This is a genomic window from Mycobacterium sp. 852002-51961_SCH5331710, from assembly GCF_001665535.1.
GTDB lineage: Bacteria > Actinomycetota > Actinomycetes > Mycobacteriales > Mycobacteriaceae > Mycobacterium.
Map to the genome: position 1 here is coordinate 15,834 of NZ_LZSQ01000093.1, position 16,710 is coordinate 32,543.

13 protein-coding genes are annotated in these 16,710 nt (G+C 66.3%); 11 read left to right on the forward strand and 2 right to left on the reverse strand.

The genetic code is table 11. From position 1 onward, the window contains the following. The first annotated feature begins 52 nt into the window (after positions 1 to 52). The 11 genes from uvrC to ppc all read left to right on the forward strand — a co-directional run bounded on the left by uvrC (position 53) and on the right by ppc (position 14,623). Positions 53 to 2,047: an excinuclease ABC subunit UvrC gene (gene uvrC / locus A5752_RS16385; RefSeq protein ID WP_067087615.1), complete on the forward strand. Its 1,995-nt coding sequence runs from the start codon at positions 53 to 55 to the stop codon at positions 2,045 to 2,047. A gap of 11 nt (positions 2,048 to 2,058) precedes the next feature. After that, a complete protein-coding gene (rapZ, locus tag A5752_RS16390) occupies positions 2,059 to 2,958 on the forward strand; it encodes an RNase adapter RapZ (RefSeq protein ID WP_197500650.1) in 900 nt (299 codons plus the stop codon). Then, positions 2,955 to 3,968, forward strand: a complete 1,014-nt coding sequence (yvcK, locus tag A5752_RS16395; protein WP_067087619.1) for a uridine diphosphate-N-acetylglucosamine-binding protein YvcK — start codon at positions 2,955 to 2,957, stop codon at positions 3,966 to 3,968. Before rapZ ends, yvcK begins: the two co-directional genes overlap by 4 nt. Then, positions 3,965 to 4,942: a DNA-binding protein WhiA gene (gene whiA / locus A5752_RS16400; RefSeq protein WP_156613930.1), complete on the forward strand. Its 978-nt coding sequence runs from the start codon at positions 3,965 to 3,967 to the stop codon at positions 4,940 to 4,942. The genes yvcK and whiA overlap by 4 nt, the downstream gene beginning before the upstream one ends. Positions 4,943 to 5,014: 72 nt before the next feature. Then, positions 5,015 to 7,657: an ATP-binding protein gene (locus A5752_RS16405; RefSeq protein ID WP_231983435.1), complete on the forward strand. Its 2,643-nt coding sequence runs from the start codon at positions 5,015 to 5,017 to the stop codon at positions 7,655 to 7,657. 4 nt (positions 7,658 to 7,661) lie between these two features. Then, entirely contained in the window at positions 7,662 to 8,372 is a 711-nt protein-coding gene (locus A5752_RS16410; protein WP_067087644.1) for an ABC transporter substrate-binding protein, read from the forward strand. Between the two features lie 79 nt (positions 8,373 to 8,451). Next, a complete protein-coding gene (gene gap, locus A5752_RS16415) occupies positions 8,452 to 9,474 on the forward strand; it encodes a type I glyceraldehyde-3-phosphate dehydrogenase (protein WP_064416290.1) in 1,023 nt (340 codons plus the stop codon). Between the two features lie 4 nt (positions 9,475 to 9,478). Next, entirely contained in the window at positions 9,479 to 10,693 is a 1,215-nt protein-coding gene (locus tag A5752_RS16420; RefSeq protein ID WP_067087624.1) for a phosphoglycerate kinase, read from the forward strand. Between the two features lie 14 nt (positions 10,694 to 10,707). Further along, entirely contained in the window at positions 10,708 to 11,493 is a 786-nt protein-coding gene (gene tpiA / locus A5752_RS16425; protein WP_067087625.1) for a triose-phosphate isomerase, read from the forward strand. A gap of 46 nt (positions 11,494 to 11,539) precedes the next feature. Next, the gene (gene secG / locus A5752_RS16430; RefSeq protein WP_019348649.1) at positions 11,540 to 11,773 is read left to right on the forward strand and encodes a preprotein translocase subunit SecG; all 234 of its coding nucleotides are present in this window, start codon (positions 11,540 to 11,542) and stop codon (positions 11,771 to 11,773) included. 51 nt (positions 11,774 to 11,824) lie between these two features. Next, positions 11,825 to 14,623 (forward strand): phosphoenolpyruvate carboxylase, encoded by a 2,799-nt coding sequence (ppc, locus tag A5752_RS16435; protein WP_067087627.1) that lies wholly within the window; start codon positions 11,825 to 11,827, stop codon positions 14,621 to 14,623. A 6-nt stretch (positions 14,624 to 14,629) separates the two neighbouring features. On the opposite strand, the gene A5752_RS16440 is transcribed toward ppc, so the two are convergent. Together A5752_RS16440 and A5752_RS16445 are read right to left on the reverse strand one after the other, a co-directional pair. Next, positions 14,630 to 15,001: an ATPase gene (locus tag A5752_RS16440; protein WP_067087646.1), complete on the reverse strand. Its 372-nt coding sequence runs from the start codon at positions 14,999 to 15,001 to the stop codon at positions 14,630 to 14,632. A gap of 174 nt (positions 15,002 to 15,175) precedes the next feature. After that, on the reverse strand, positions 15,176 to 16,609 hold the full coding sequence (locus A5752_RS16445; protein WP_082963925.1) for an HNH endonuclease signature motif containing protein: 1,434 nt from the start codon (positions 16,607 to 16,609) through the stop codon (positions 15,176 to 15,178). Positions 16,610 to 16,710 lie beyond the last annotated feature (101 nt).

The window sequence follows — 16,710 nt, forward strand, 5'->3', positions numbered from 1 at the left end:
ACTCGACGGTAGTGGATCGGGGCCGTCGGGAGGCGGCAGTAACCTGGAATCCGTGCCCGATCCATCGACGTACCGACCCGCCCCCGGGTCGATTCCCGTCGAACCGGGCGTCTATCGATTCCGCGACCCACACAGCCGGGTGATCTACGTCGGCAAGGCCAAGAGCCTGCGCAGCCGACTGAACTCCTACTTCGCCGACATCGCGAACCTGGCGCCGCGCACGCGCCAGATGGTGATGTCGGCGGGCAGCGTCGAGTGGACGGTGGTCAACACCGAAGTCGAGGCGCTGCAGCTCGAATACAACTGGATCAAGGAGTTCGATCCGCGGTTCAACATCAGGTACCGCGACGACAAGTCGTATCCAGTGCTGGCGGTGACGCTCAACGAGGAGTACCCGCGGCTGATGGTGTACCGCGGTGCGCGGCGCAGGGGCGTCCGCTACTTCGGTCCCTACTCGCATGCGTGGGCGATCCGCGAAACACTCGACCTCCTCATGCGGGTGTTCCCGGCACGGACCTGCTCTGCGGGAGTCTTCAAGCGGCACAGGCAAATCGACCGACCCTGTCTGCTGGGCTACATCGACAAGTGCTCGGCGCCGTGCATCGGACGGGTGAGCGCCGACGAGCATCGCCAGATCGTGCTCGACTTCTGCGATTTCCTCGCGGGCAAGACCGACCGACTGGTCCGCGACATGGAACAGCAGATGAACGAGGCCGCCGAACAACTGGACTTCGAGAGGGCCGCACGCCTGCGCGACGACATCGGCGCGCTCAAACGTGCACTGGAGAAGCAGGCGGTGGTGTTCGGTGACGGCACCGACGCCGACGTGGTCGCGTTCGCCGACGACGAACTCGAAGCGGCGGTGCAGGTTTTCCACGTCCGCGGTGGCCGGGTTCGTGGCCAGCGCGGGTGGATCGTCGAGAAGTCCGGTGAGCCTGGAGAAACCAGCCAGGAACACCTGGTCGAACAGTTTTTGACCCAGTTCTACGGCGATCAAGCCGAATTGGGCGGGGCCAGTGACAGTGGCGGCGACGAGTCGACCAACCCGGTGCCGCGCCAGGTACTGGTTCCATGCCTGCCGAGCAACTCCGACGAGCTTTCGGCCTGGCTGACCCAGCTGCGAGGGTCGCGGGTGATGCTTCGGGTTCCCCAGCGCGGCGACAAGCGTGCGCTCGCCGAGACCGTGCGTCGCAACGCGCAGGACGCGCTTACCCAGCACAAACTCAAGCGGGCTGGTGACTTCACCGCGAGAACCGCTGCACTGCAGAGCATTCAGGATGCGCTCGGGCTGGCCGACGCACCGCTGCGCATCGAATGCGTCGACATCAGCCATGTGCAGGGCACCGATGTGGTGGCCTCGCTGGTGGTTTTCGAAGACGGCCTGCCGCGCAAGTCCGACTACCGGCACTACGCGATCCGGGAGGCCGCGGGCGACGGCCGCTCCGACGACGTCGCCTCCATCGCCGAGGTGACCAGGCGGCGCTTCTATCGTCACCTGCACGACCTCCAGCATCCGACAGAGCTTGCGCCGGAAGGCAAGTCGCGCAAGTTCGCGTATCCACCCAACCTGTACGTCGTCGACGGTGGTGCGCCGCAGGTCAATGCCGCGCAATCGGTGCTCGACGAACTCGGCATCACCGACGTGGCGGTGATCGGGTTGGCCAAGCGCCTGGAGGAGGTGTGGGTTCCGTCCGAGCCGGATCCGCTGATCATGCCGCGCAACAGCGAAGGGCTCTATCTGTTGCAGCGCGTGCGTGACGAGGCGCACCGGTTCGCCATCGCCTACCACCGCAGCAAGCGATCGAAACGAATGACCGCGTCGGCGCTGGACTCGGTCCGGGGGCTCGGTGAGCATCGACGCAAAGCGCTGGTCACCCACTTCGGCTCGGTGGCCCGACTGAAGGAGGCATCGATCGAGGAGATCACCGCGGTACCCGGTATCGGGGTCGCCACCGCGCGCGCCGTGCTCGACGCGCTGGGCGTACCGTCCGAAAGCGACGCGCCCGACGCAGCGATCGGCAATGATCAGAGCAAGGTATCGGGATGACGGACCAGGGCATGCACGCGGATCTTCGGGATGGGGCCAGCGCCGACTCCGGCATCGACGTGGTTCTCGTCACCGGCCTTTCGGGAGCGGGCCGGGGCACGGCGGCCAAGGTGCTCGAGGATCTCGGTTGGTATGTCGCCGATAACCTGCCCCCGGAGCTGATCGCGCAGATGGTCGAGTTGGGGCTCGCCGCCGGATCGCGGATCACCCAGCTGGCGGTGGTGATGGACGTGCGGTCGCGGGGTTTCACCGGTGACCTGGATTGGGTGCGCAACGAGCTCGCGACCCGCAACATCGCGCCGCGGGTGTTGTTCTTGGAGGCCTCGGACGAGAGCCTGGTTCGCCGATACGAGCAAAACCGTCGCAGTCACCCGTTGCAGGGCAATCAGACACTGGCAGAAGGCATTGCGGCCGAGCGCGCGCTGCTGGCTCCGGTGCGCGCGTCGGCAGATCTGGTGATCGACACCTCGGCGATGTCGGTGCCCGCGCTGCGCGAGAGCATCGAACGCGCCTTCGGCGGCGAGACCGTCGCCCACACGAACGTCACGGTCGAGTCCTTCGGCTACAAGTACGGGTTGCCGATGGACGCCGACACCGTGATGGACGTCCGGTTTCTGCCGAACCCGCACTGGGTAGACGACCTGCGCCCGCATACCGGGCAGCATCCCGCGGTTCGCGACTACGTTCTCGGGCAGCCGGGTGCAGGGGACTTCCTGGAGACCTATCATCGTCTGCTCGACGTAGTCATCGACGGATACCGTCGCGAGGGGAAGCGATATATGACCGTCGCCATCGGATGCACCGGCGGCAAACATCGAAGCGTGGCGATCGCCGAGGCGCTGGCGGCGCGGCTGCAGGACGGTGATGACCTCACGGTGCGGGTGCTGCACCGGGATCTGGGTCGCGAATGACCGCGCGGATCGTCGCACTCGGTGGTGGCCACGGACTCTACGCAACCCTGTCGGCGGCGCGCCGGCTGACGCCGCACGTGACGGCCATCGTCACGGTTGCCGACGACGGCGGCTCCTCGGGTCGGCTGCGCAACGAGCTCGATGTCGTGCCCCCCGGTGACCTACGAATGGCGTTGGCGGCGTTGGCATCTGACAGCCCGCACGGCCGACTGTGGGCGACGATCATCCAGCACCGGTTCGGTGGCAGCGGGGCACTCGCGGGGCATCCGATCGGCAACCTGCTGCTCGCGGGTCTCAGCGAGGTTCTGGCCGACCCGGTGGCCGCCCTCGACGAGCTGGGTCGCATCCTCGGCGTGAAGGGCCGCGTGCTGCCGATGTGCCCGGTGGGGCTGGGCATCGAGGCCGACGTGGCGGGTCTGGAATCCGACCCGCGGATGAGCCGCGTGATCCGCGGACAGGTGGCGATCGCCACGACCGTGGGCAAGGTCCGCCGTGTGCGTCTGCTGCCGGGCGATCCGCCGGCGACCAGGCAGGCCGTCGACGCGATCATGGCGGCGGACCTGGTGGTGCTGGGCCCGGGCTCCTGGTTCACCAGCGTCATTCCGCATGTGCTCGTTCCCGAGCTCGCGGCGGCGCTGCAGGCGACCGCGGCGCGGCGGGCGCTGGTGCTCAACCTGGTGGCCGAACCGGGGGAGACGGCCGGCTTCTCCGTCGAGCGGCACATCCATGTGCTGGCGCAGCACGCCCCCGACTTCACCGTGCACGACATCATCGTTGACGCGAGCCGAGTACCCAGCGAACGTGAGCGTGAGCAATTGCGCCGAACCGCGAACATCCTTCGTGCTCAAGTTCAGTTTGCTGACGTGTCCAGACCTGGTACACCTTTACATGACCCGGCGCGGCTGGCCGCGGCGCTGGAAGGTGTGCGTCTTCGCGGCGCCGCCGACCCGGCGCCGGCAGTGCCCACGTCGACAGCGAATGGACCGAGAGGTGACGACCCGTGGCGATGACAGCCGAGGTCAAGGATGAGTTGAGTCGGCTGATCGTCAATTCGGTCAGCGCTCGACGCGCCGAGGTGGCCTCCCTGTTGCGCTTCGCGGGCGGACTGCACATCGTCTCGGGACGCGTGGTGGTGGAGGCGGAGGTAGACCTCGGCATCATCGCCCGGCGGCTGCGCAAAGACATCTACGACCTGTACGGCTACAGCGCCTCGGTCCACGTCGTATCGGCCAGCGGAATCCGCAAGAGCACCCGGTATGTGGTACGGGTGGCCAAGGACGGCGAGGCGCTGGCCAGGCAGACCGGTCTGCTCGATCTGCGCGGCAGGCCCGTGCGGGGGCTGCCGGCGCAGGTGGTCGGCGGCAGTGTGGCCGATGCCGAAGCAGCTTGGCGCGGAGCGTTTCTGGCGCACGGATCGCTCACCGAACCGGGGCGGTCCTCGGCGTTGGAGGTCAGCTGCCCTGGTCCGGAGGCAGCGCTGGCACTCGTCGGCGCTGCCCGCAGGTTGGGGGTCAGCGCCAAGGCGCGCGAGGTGCGCGGAACCGATCGGGTGGTGGTGCGCGACGGCGAGGCGATCGGCGCCCTGCTCACCCGGATGGGTGCGCAGGACACCCGCTTGACGTGGGAAGAGCGTCGGATGCGGCGCGAGGTGCGGGCCACGGCCAACCGGCTGGCCAATTTCGACGACGCCAACCTGCGTCGCTCGGCACGTGCGGCGGTCGCCGCGGCCGCGCGAGTGGAACGGGCGCTGGAGATCCTCGGCGATACGGTGCCCGACCACCTCGCCGCCGCGGGCAAGCTGCGGGTGGAACACCGGCAGGCGTCGTTGGAGGAGTTGGGCCGGCTCGCGGACCCGCCGATGACGAAGGACGCTGTGGCGGGCCGTATTCGACGGCTGCTGTCGATGGCCGATCGCAAGGCCAAGCAGGACGGAATCCCGGACACCGAGTCGGCCGTCACCCCGGACCTGCTCGAGGACGCCTAGCTCGATTCGCCGCCCGGCGGCCATTTCGGTGAAAAGCGTGTGACAAGCGGCCACTCGGCCGACACTTCAGTTGTGTCCGCGGGTGACCCGCCCACCGGAGTCGTGACGTTCCTGTTCACCGATATCGAGGGTTCGACTCGTCGGTGGGAGTCCGACGCGGATGCCATGCGGGTCGCGCTTGCTTGCCATGACAAGGTCTTGCGGTCGGCCATCGAGGCGCACGACGGATTCGTGTTCAGCCACAGCGGTGATGGTCTTGCCGCCGCGTTCGCGTCGCCGAGCGCCGCCGTGGATGCCGCCGTCGACGCCCAGCGTGGGCTGGAATTGCCGGTGCGCATGGGTATTGCGACCGGTGAGGCCGAGCTTCGCGACGGTGACTATTTCGGCACGGTGCTCAATCGTGCGGCGCGCGTGATGGCGGCCGGGCACGGCGGCCAGATACTCGTGGCCGAGTCGACGGCTGTCTCGCTCGACGGCGTCGAATTGTTGAATCTGGGGCCGCGGCGGTTGCGCGACGTGACGCATCCGATCACGATCTTTCAGCTGCGAACCCAAGGCCTTCCGCGTGACTTCCCGCCGTTACGCAGCCTGGACGCTGACCGGGGAAACTTCCGGCCTGCGGGACGAAGGTTGGTTGGGCGTGATGACGAAGTAGCCCGGATCGCGGCGGCGTTGCGCACCAATCGATTCGTCACATTGACCGGTGTCGGCGGAGTGGGCAAGACGCGACTGGCCCTCGAGGTCGCTGGTGGTTTCGCCAACGACTTTACCGACGGTGTCTGGGTTTTCGAGCTTGCGTCCGTGGCCGACGCGAGTGCCGTTGCTGATTCGGTCGCCGCGATCTTGGGCATCGCTCAACAACCGGGGATGAGCATGCGCGATTCGGTCGCAGCAGTCTTGGAGAACCGGAAGCGGCTGTTGATCTTCGACAACTGCGAGCACGTATTGGATGCGGCCGCATCACTTGTCGAGGCCATCCTCGCGAAGTCCTCGACCGTGAGCATCCTCGCCACCAGCAGAGAGGGCCTGGGCGTCGCCGAAGAACAGATCTGGCCGGTCCGCTCACTCTCTGACCATGCGGCGGCGGAGCTGTTCGTGGAGCGCGCGGGGAGCATCGCTTTGGGCACCGCGGTCCACGATTTAAAGGTGGTCACCGACATATGTCGTCGCCTCGACGGCATTCCGCTGGCGATCGAACTCGCTGCGTCCCGGGTTTCGGTCATGACGCTGACCGACATTCGTGACCGGCTCGACAAGAGGTTTCAACTCCTCGTGGGGTCACGGCGCAGTCTCGAAAGGCACCAGACACTTCGGCACGCGGTGCAATGGTCATACGACCTGTTGAGCGCCGAAGAAAAGAGGCTGTTGGAGCGCTGTTCGGTGTTCGCCGGTGGATTCGACATCCGGAGCGCCTGCGCCGTGGCCGGACCGGAGTACGACGAGTTCGCCGTCGTGGACCTTCTCGACTCCCTCGTGCGCAAGTCGTTGCTCACAGTGGACCGATCCGAGCATACGGCGCGGTTTTCCATGCTCGAAACCGTCCGCCAGTTTGCTGAGGAACAGCTCGCCTTTTGCGGTGCGGCAGAGGAGGTTCGAACGGCTCATGCCCGCTATTTCGCACAACGCGAGGGCGCCATGATGTCCTTATGGAACAGCCCTGAACAACACCACGCGTACCGCTGGGTGGCGACCGAGCTGGCGAATCTGCGCACGGCCTTCCGGTGGGCTGCCGACAACGGCGACATCGACGTGGCCGCGACGATCACAACCTATGTGGGGTTGCTTGGTTTCGGAACCGAGAACTACGAGCCCATCGCATGGGCCGAAGAAGTGATCGAGCCCGCTGTCGCAGTCGGACATCCCCGTGTCCCCAGTCTGTACGTGATCGCAGCGGTGGCGTGGATGGCCGGCAGGCTGGAGCAGGCGCTTCGATATGCGGAGATCGGTGCAACAGTGTTGGCGCACAACGAAAATACGCCCCCGCACGGAATGGAGGGCTGGCTCGGAGCAGCGTATCTTCCCGGCGGCGAGCCGTTGCGATGGGCAGAAATGTGTCAGGCGCAACTTAAACGACGCGGCGACAGCGATGTATACATTCGCGGCTGCCGCGTCTTCGCTCTGACTTTCGGGGGACGGATCGACGAAGCGATGCAAGCCGCCGAGGGTCTGGTCGAAGCAGGAGCCGCAACTGATAATCCTTACCTGTATACCTTCGCGGTCGCAGCCAGCACATTTCCGAGCCATGCGAAGGGGTCGGTCACAAGCATCCAAATTTGCAGCGACGCTCTGGCGATGGCTCTGGAAAGTGGCAATCGTTTCAACGCATCGATTCTCGCGCTCGCCATGGCCAGGTTCGAGGCGCTCGATGCGGTGAACCGGGAGGCGCTCGAGCACCTGACCTTGGTTCTCCGCAATTACCACGACTCGGGCAACGTCGGCAGCATTCGCAGCCCACTTGCTGTGCTGAGCACGTTTCTCGATCGTGTAGGCCGATATGAGGAGGCCGCGGTCATCAGCGGGTTCTCGCTGAGCCCGCTGGCTCTGGCCGTGCTTCCTGAGTTCACGTCTTCTATAGCCCACCTCCGCACCGTGCTCGGTGACGACACGTACGAATCGCTTGCTCGAGAGGGTGGGTCGATGACGCTGGCCACGATTGTGGCCTTCGCCTATGAGCAGATCGATCACGCTCGGGCGCAGTTGCAACAACTACGGTGAACCCATGGAGACACTGAGAGTCGGCGTGGCCAAACCCGACCCGCCCTTCAACGGGATGCCCGACGACGGTGGCCTCGACATCGACCTGATGCAAGCGCTCGGCGACAAGATCGGCGCGACAGTCGAATTCGTGTCCTACGCGGGCGCCGACTTCGACGGTATCTTCGATGCGCTGGGATCGGAATATGACTGCGTCGCCGCCGGGACCACTGTCACACCCGAGCGCGAGCAGAAGGCGACGTTTTTGCCGCCGTACGTCATCTCCGGTCAATCGCTGGCCGTCGACACTCGCCGCCTGCCCCGCGTCGCCTCGATCGACGACCTGGAGGGCCTCACCATCGGCGTGCAACGGGGCAACACCAGCCAGCCGATCGCCGAACGGCTCGTCGCGGAAGGGAAGGCAGGCGCGGTCCGCGTCTATGACTACGGGTCGATCCGCGCCGCGTTGACCGACCTGTCCACCGGGGACTGCGACGCTCTGATGAAGCTTGCGCCGGTGCTGACCGAACTGGTGAGGGCGGTCCCGGGGGTCGAAGTCGTCCAGCGCGGCATCACCGTCGAGGACATCGCGATCGCGGTTCCGCTCGGTGACCAGGCGCTTCTCGGACGGCTCACCGTCGCGCAAGCCGAGTTGGAGGCGGACGGCACTCTCCAACGGATTCGTCGCAAATGGCTCGGCAACCCGTACGCGGATCAACGCCTGGCCGTGCACTGACCAGGTGACACGTGGCCGCTATCACACCACTAGGCTGGCGGTCGAGCACTACACGCTGAGGCAACTAAGGGAGAGACCAGTGACCATCCGGGTAGGCGTTAACGGCTTCGGCCGCATCGGGCGCAACTTCTACCGGGCGCTCGCCGCGCAGAAGGCCGAGGGCAAGAGCACCGACATCGAGATCGTTGCCGTCAACGACCTCACCGACAACGCCAGCTTGGCGCACCTGCTGAAGTTCGACTCGATCCTCGGCCGGTTCCCCGCCGAGATCAGCCTCGAGGGCGACGACACCATCGTCATCGGCGATCAGAAGATCAAGGCGCTCGAGGTCAAGGAAGGCCCGGCGGCTCTGCCCTGGGGCGACCTCGGGGTCGACGTGGTCGTCGAGTCGACCGGCATCTTCACCAAGCGCGACAAGGCGCAGGGCCACCTGGACGCCGGCGCCAAGAAGGTCATCATCTCCGCGCCCGCCACCGATGAGGACATCACGATCGTCCTCGGCGTCAACGACGACAAGTACGACGGCAGCCAGAACATCATCTCCAACGCCTCGTGCACGACGAACTGCCTCGGCCCGCTGGCCAAGGTGCTCAACGACGAGTTCGGCATCGTCAAGGGCCTGATGACGACTGTCCACGCCTACACCCAGGACCAGAACTTGCAGGACGGTCCGCACAAGGACCTGCGCCGCGCTCGCGCCGCCGCCCTGAACATCGTCCCGACCTCCACCGGCGCCGCCAAGGCGATCGGCCTGGTACTCCCCGAGCTCAAGGGCAAGCTCGACGGCTACGCGCTGCGCGTGCCGATCCCCACGGGTTCGTGCACCGACCTGACCGCGGAGCTGTCGAAGTCGGCCACGGCCGATGAGATCAACGCCGCGTTCAAGGCCGCCGCGGACGGTCCGCTCAAGGGCATTCTCAAGTACTACGACGCACCGATCGTCTCCAGCGACATCGTCACCGATCCGCACAGCTCGATCTTCGATGCCGGCCTGACCAAGGTGATCGACAACCAGGCCAAGACCGTGTCCTGGTACGACAACGAGTGGGGTTACTCAAACCGGCTGGTCGACTTGGTCGCGCTTGTCGGCAAGTCGCTCTGACACCGTGGGCATCAAGACTCTGGAAGACCTTCTCGGTGAAGGTGTTTCGGATCGCGGCGTGCTGGTCCGCTCGGATCTGAACGTCCCGCTCGACGACGACGGCAACATCACTGACCCGGGTCGTATCACCGCGTCGGTGCCCACGCTGAAGGCGCTTTCCGACGCGGGTGCCAAGGTGATCGTCACCGCGCACCTGGGCCGGCCCAAGGGTGAGCCTGATCCGAAGCTGTCGCTGGCTCCGGTCGCGAAGGCGTTGGGGGAGCAGCTCGGTCGCCACGTTCAGCTGGCCGGTGACGTCGTCGGCACCGACGCGCTCGCCCGTGCCGAAGGACTGACCGACGGCGACATCCTGCTGCTCGAGAACATCCGCTTCGATGCCCGCGAGACCAGCAAGGAGGACGCCGAACGGCTGGCGCTGGCCAAGCAGCTCGTCGAACTCGTCGGCGACGACGGAGCTTTCGTCTCCGACGGTTTCGGCGTGGTGCACCGCAAGCAGGCTTCGGTGTACGACGTCGCGACCCTGCTACCGCACTATGCGGGCACGCTGGTGGCCGCCGAGGTGAAGGTGCTGGAGCAGCTGACCACCTCGACCGACAAGCCCTACGCAGTGGTGCTCGGCGGGTCGAAGGTCTCCGACAAGCTGGCGGTCATCGAGTCGTTGGCGGAGAAGGCGGACAGCCTGATCATCGGCGGCGGCATGTGCTTCACATTCCTTGCCTCACAGGGTGTTTCGGTGGGTACCTCGCTGCTGGAAGAGGGCATGATCGAGACCTGCCGCAAGCTGCTCGACACCTACGCCGACGTCATCCACGTCCCGGTCGACATCGTGGTGGCCGACAAGTTCGCCGCGGACGCGACGGCCGAGGTCGTCGCCGCCGACAAGATTCCCGAGGACAAGATGGGTCTCGACATCGGCCCGGGTTCGGTGGAGCGCTTCACCACGCTGCTGTCCAACGCCAAGACCGTGTTCTGGAACGGCCCGATGGGCGTGTTCGAATTCCCGGCTTTTGCAGCGGGCACCAAGGGCGTCGCCGAGGCGATCATTGCCGCGACCGGCAAGGGCGCCTTCAGCGTCGTCGGCGGAGGCGATTCCGCAGCCGCCGTCCGGCAGCTCGGTCTGGACGAAGAGGGCTTCTCCCACATTTCGACCGGGGGAGGGGCCTCGCTGGAATACCTTGAAGGCAAGAAACTGCCCGGTATCGCTGTTTTGGAAGAGTGAGAGGTACTCGAATCGTGAGCCGTAAGCCGCTGATCGCCGGCAACTGGAAGATGAACCTCAACCACTTCGAGGCGATCGCGCTGGTGCAGAAGATCGCATTCGCCTTGCCGGCGAAGTACTTCGACAAGGTCGACGTGACGGTGATCCCGCCGTTCACCGATCTGCGCAGCGTCCAGACCCTCGTCGACGGCGACAAGCTGCTGCTGTCGTACGGCGCGCAGGATCTCTCACAGCACGACTCGGGCGCTTACACCGGCGACATCAGCGGCGCGTTCCTGGCCAAGCTGGGATGCACCTTCGTCGTCGTCGGACACTCCGAACGACGCACCTACCACCACGAGGACGACGCGGTCGTGGCCGCCAAGGCGGCGGCCGCCTTCCGGCACGGATTGGTGCCGATCATCTGCATCGGTGAGCAACTCGAGATCCGTGAGGCGGGTAACCACGTCGAGCACAACGTGGAATCGCTGCGGGGGTCGCTGGCGGGCCTGTCGGCCGAGCAGATCGGGCAGGCCGTGATCGCCTACGAGCCGGTGTGGGCCATCGGGACGGGCCGGGTGGCCAGCGCGGCCGACGCCCAGGAGGTCTGCAAGGCGATCCGCGACGAGCTGGGCAAGCTGGCGTCGCCGCAGGTGGCCGCCGGGGTTCGGGTGCTGTACGGCGGGTCGGTCAACGCCAAGAACGTCGGCGACATCGTGGCGCAGGAGGACATCGACGGAGCCCTGGTCGGCGGCGCGTCGCTCGACGGCGAGCAGTTCGCCACACTGTCGGCCATCGCGGCCGGCGGGCCCCTGCCGTAGCGCGCCGATTAGTGAGCGTCGTCGTCGATTAGGTAGTCTTGCGCCCATGGAATTGGCCCTGCAGATCACCCTGGTAGTGACCAGTGTCTTGGTTGTGCTCCTGGTGCTGCTGCATCGCGCCAAGGGCGGCGGCCTGTCCACGCTGTTCGGCGGCGGCGTTCAGTCCAGCCTGTCGGGCTCGACGGTCGTGGAGAAGAACCTCGACCGGTTGACGCTGTTCGTGACCGGCATCTGGCTCGTCTCGATCGTCGGCGTCGCACTTCTGATCAAGTACAGCTGATTCTGCGCACCTCGCTGTGCGGCCCGGCCCGGAGCCGTCGATACTTGACTCATGGCTGAAGTCGCCGGACTCGAACCGATAGGCGCGGTCAGGCGGACCAAGGTCGGTCGCGACGCCACCGAGCCGATGCGTGAGGACATCCGACTCCTCGGCGCCATCCTCGGCGACACCGTCCGTGAACAGAACGGTGACGAGGTCTTCGATCTGGTCGAGCGCGCCCGCGTCGAATCGTTCCGGGTGCGCCGCTCCGAAATCGATCGTGCGGAGCTGGCGGACATGTTCGACGGCATTGAGGTCCGCCAGGCGATCCCGGTGATCCGCGCGTTCACCCATTTCGCGCTGCTGGCGAACGTCGCCGAGGACATCCATCGGGAGCGGCGCCGCGCCATCCATGTCGCAGCAGGGGAGCCGCCGCAGAACAGCACCCTCGCTGCGACCTACGCCAAGCTCGACGCCGTCGACCTCGACGCCGATACCGTTGCCGAGGCCCTCACCGGTGCGATGGTGTCGCCGGTGATCACCGCGCACCCGACCGAGACCAGGCGACGCACGATCTTCGACACGCAGCACCGCATCACCGAGCTGATGCGGCTGCGGCTACACGGGCATGAGCAGGCCGACGGCCGAGACATCGAGAGCGAGCTGCGCCGCCACATCCTGACGCTGTGGCAGACGGCACTGGTTCGGTTGTCGCGGTTGAAGATTCAGGACGAGATCGAAACGGGCCTGCGGTATTACCCGGCAGCGTTCTTCGAGGTCATTCCTCAGGTGAACGCCGATGTGCGCACCGAGTTGCAATCTCGTTGGCCCGACGTCGGGCTGCTGGACGAACCGATCGTGCGGCCCGGGTCGTGGATCGGCGGGGATCGGGACGGCAACCCCAACGTGACCGCCGAGGTCGTCCGGCTCGCGACCGGCCGGGCGGCCTATACGGCGTTCGACCACTACTTCGCCGAGATCACAGCGCTGGAAGAGGAGCTGTCGATGTCGGCGCGGCTGGTCCGGATCAGCGAGGGGCTCGAAGCGTTGGCCGCGCGTTGCGAGGAACCCGCGCGGGCCGACGAGCCGTATCGCCGAGCGTTGCGGGTGATCCACTCCCGGCTGACGTCGACAGCGAAGGAAATACTCGACGAGCAGCCCGAGCACGAACTCGATCTAGGGCTCGAGCGCTACGAGTCGCCCGCCGAGTTGCTTTCCGATCTGGACGTGGTCGACGAATCGTTGCGCACCAACGGCAGCGCGGTGCTGGCCGACGATCGCTTGGCCCGACTGCGGGAGGCCGTGCGCACCTTCGGATTTCACCTCTGCGGTCTCGACATGCGGCAGAACTCCGAGGTTCACGAGGAAGTCATCGCCGAGCTCCTGGCCTGGGCGGGCGTGCACCCCGACTACGGCTCGCTGACGGAAGCCGACCGCGTCGAGCTGCTGGCCGGCGAGCTGTCGACCCGTAGGCCGCTGGTCAAGGACGGTGCGGAGCTGTCCGAACTGGCCCGCAAGGAACTCGACATCGTCGCGGCGGCGGCGCGGGCGGTGCGGGTCCTCGGTGCGCGGGCGGTGCCGAACTACATCATCTCGATGTGCGAGTCGGTGTCGGACATGCTGGAGGCGGCGATCCTGCTCAAGGAGGCCGGGCTGCTCGACGTGTCGGGGGAGAAGCCGTACGTCCCGGTGGGCATCGTACCGCTGTTCGAGACCATCGACGATCTGCAGCGCGGCTCCTCGATCCTCGAAGCGGCGCTGGACCTTCCGGTGTACCGCTCGATCGTTTCGGCGCGCAGCGAGAGCCAAGAGGTGATGCTCGGCTACTCCGACTCGAACAAGGATGGCGGGTACCTGGCGGCCAACTGGGCGCTGTACCGGGCCGAACTCGACCTGGTGGAGTCGGCGCGCAAGACCGGAATCCGGTTGCGGCTCTTCCACGGTCGCGGTGGCACCGTGGGCCGGGGCGGCGGTCCCAGTTACGACGCCATCCTGGCCCAGCCGCCCGGCGCGGTGAACGGGTCGCTGCGCCTCACCGAGCAGGGCGAGGTGATCGCGGCGAAATACGCCGAGCCGCAGGTGGCGTCCCGCAACCTCGAGACCCTCTTGGCGGCCACGTTGGAGGCCACACTGCTCGATGTCGAGGGACTCGGCGACGAAGCGGGTCCGGCGTATGAGGTGCTCGACGACCTGGCTGCGCGAGCGCAACGGGCGTACGCCGAATTGGTGCACGAGACACCGGGTTTCGTCGACTACTTCAAGGCGTCGACGCCGGTGAGTGAGATCGGCGCACTCAATATCGGGAGCCGGCCGTCGTCGCGCAAGCCGACGACGTCGATCGCGGACCTGCGAGCGATCCCGTGGGTGTTGGCGTGGAGCCAGTCGCGGGTGATGCTGCCCGGGTGGTACGGCACGGGGAAGGCCTTCGAGGAGTGGATCGCCGGGGGTCCCGAGTCGGAGGAAGAGCGCGTCGAGGTCTTGCGGGACCTGTACCGGCGGTGGCCGTTCTTCCGCACCGTGCTGTCGAACATGGCGCAGGTGCTGGCGAAATCCGATCTAGGACTGGCGGCGCGGTACTCCGTGCTGGTCGACGACGAGGAGCTGCGGCGGCGGGTGTTCGACAAGATCGTTGACGAACACGACCGGACGATCCGGATGCACAAGCTGATCACTGGTCAGGACGATCTGCTGGCGGACAACCCGGCGCTGGCGCGTTCGGTGTTCAATCGCTTCCCGTACCTGGAACCGCTGAACCACCTACAGGTTGAGTTGTTGCGTCGCTATCGATCCGGGGATGACGACGAACTTGTGCAGCGGGGGATTCTGTTGACGATGAGCGGTTTGGCGACCGCGCTGCGCAACAGCGGCTAGACCAATTCAGAGGCCGGCGGACCGGCGCACCTTGTTCACCGCGCCGCGCACCACCTGTTCGGTCGCGGCCAGTGGAGAGATCACGGACTCGCCGAGGCCGACGATCCGTTCCACGCGGCTGACGATGCCTTCCATACGGTCGACGACGCCGTTCAGGCGTGGCGCCAACTCGTTGATCTGGTTGATCGTCTCGTTGAAGCGCTCCAGGGTGGCATCGAGGTTGGCCGTCGAGCTGTTGAGGTCCTCGAGCGTCTCGCTCAGCCCCTCCAGGATGGTGTCGACCTGCTCGACTGTGACGTCGGCGTTCAGCGCCGCCTGTGCGAGCTTCCTGATCCGTTCGGGCCCGGTGCGCACCGGCCGACCACCCTTGTCTGCCATGACGGCCATTATGACCGCAGTCGGTGGAACCGCCGGGCGGAACCCGTCGTCTGAACAGATATGAGCCATAGAGCGCCCACGTCCCGGCAATGCGTGATCGACCCGCGCAGCGTCACGGTCCGATCCGCCTCGGTGGACTACGAGGCGGGTTTTCGTGATGGCCTCGACGATTTGTCAGAAGGGCGGCGGTTCGTCGTCCCTGGCGATGCGCTCGGACAGGAGTAGCTGTTTTCGGGCGATCCGCGCGGCATTGTGTTGCCGCTCGAGCGCGATGCGGTAGGCCCTTTCCTCGGCGCGGCTGTGACGACGCAGCGGCATCATCGCTCCGCGGTGTCTGGAAGCCGGTGGGTTCGACTGCGTGATCTCGACCTGGCCGGTGGGCACCGCCAGCTGTCGGAAGAACTCCGCACCGGCCGGTGTCGTGGTGTACGTCCGCCCACTCGGCGCCCGCCAGATCACCGTTCCGTCGGGCAACTGCTGGTCGCTCCAGCCGCCGTCACCGATCCAGAACGTCTTCAGCAGATGATGAAACACGCACAGTAGCTTGAGGTTTGACGGGTGAGTCGGTCCCATCGGCCAGGGGATCGTGTGGTCGATCTGGCAGTGCTCAGCTGGAACGTCGCACCCCGGGAACCGGCATGTCAGGTCGCGCCATCGGATGAAGCGGGCCAGCGCCGCCGACGGTCGGTACCCCGCCTCGGCGCAGGGTTCGGGAAGTGCGACCGGACGCAACTTGGCTCTCGTCAGCTGTTCGCGCAACATCGCCGCCGGCACCGCACCGAAGCCCGGGAGAAAGCCCGGGTTGTTCGACCGGCCTTCGATCGTCGCCTGCTCGGCGAGCACGTTGATGACGATCTGGGTGGACGGCTCGGCGGCGGCACCGCTTTGACAATTCTCGGCGCCGCAACCGCACACGAGAGACATCCGGCCTTCGGACATTGCCATCATCGCATCGACGCGACGCTGATCCTGGGTGCGCGGGTCGTCATCGCAGACGGTGGCCACGACCTGGTCGACGCGGGTATCGAACGCGACCCCCTCCTCGAAGGTGAGCCGCGCCCACACCCCGACCATCCCCTTGCCCATCGGCCCGACGTGCACGTACCGACCATCGCTCTCCGGCTTGGGTTCGCGCACACCCGCCGGATCGAACTTCTCCACCCACATGTCGATGCGTTCGTGAAGTTTGGGGCCGGACAACTTCATCCACTTCGGTGCCCATTTCGCGAACGCCGCGTCGAGGCGGGCAAGGCAGTCGCCCTGCTCGACATTGGAGCTGCGGCTGACCAACGCGGCCATCATCCTGAAGTCGATTTGCCCGTTAGCGAAAACCTCAGCGACCTTGGGCAAGCGCTCGCGCAGGTCGATCGCGTAGCGAAGGCGGCCCGCCGCGCGGCCCCGACTGATGTTCAACGCCGCCGCAACCTCGGCCACCACGTTCGCGTGGCCGTCGATGGCCCAGTTCACCCGTTCGCGATCGTCCTCGGGGGCACGACGGGCGTAGAGCTCGCCGATGGCCATGAGTTCGCGGCCGCAGGCTGCGCTCTGCTCGCGCGACGCCGCGGTGATGGTCCCGACCACCGCCGCATCATCACAGCTCTCGAACATGTGTGCGATATTACTCGGCCCCACTGACATTGATTCCGTTAATCGGGTTCGGGTGAGGATGGTCTTGCTCGTTCGCCGCCGGTGATGACTCGGCCTGTGAC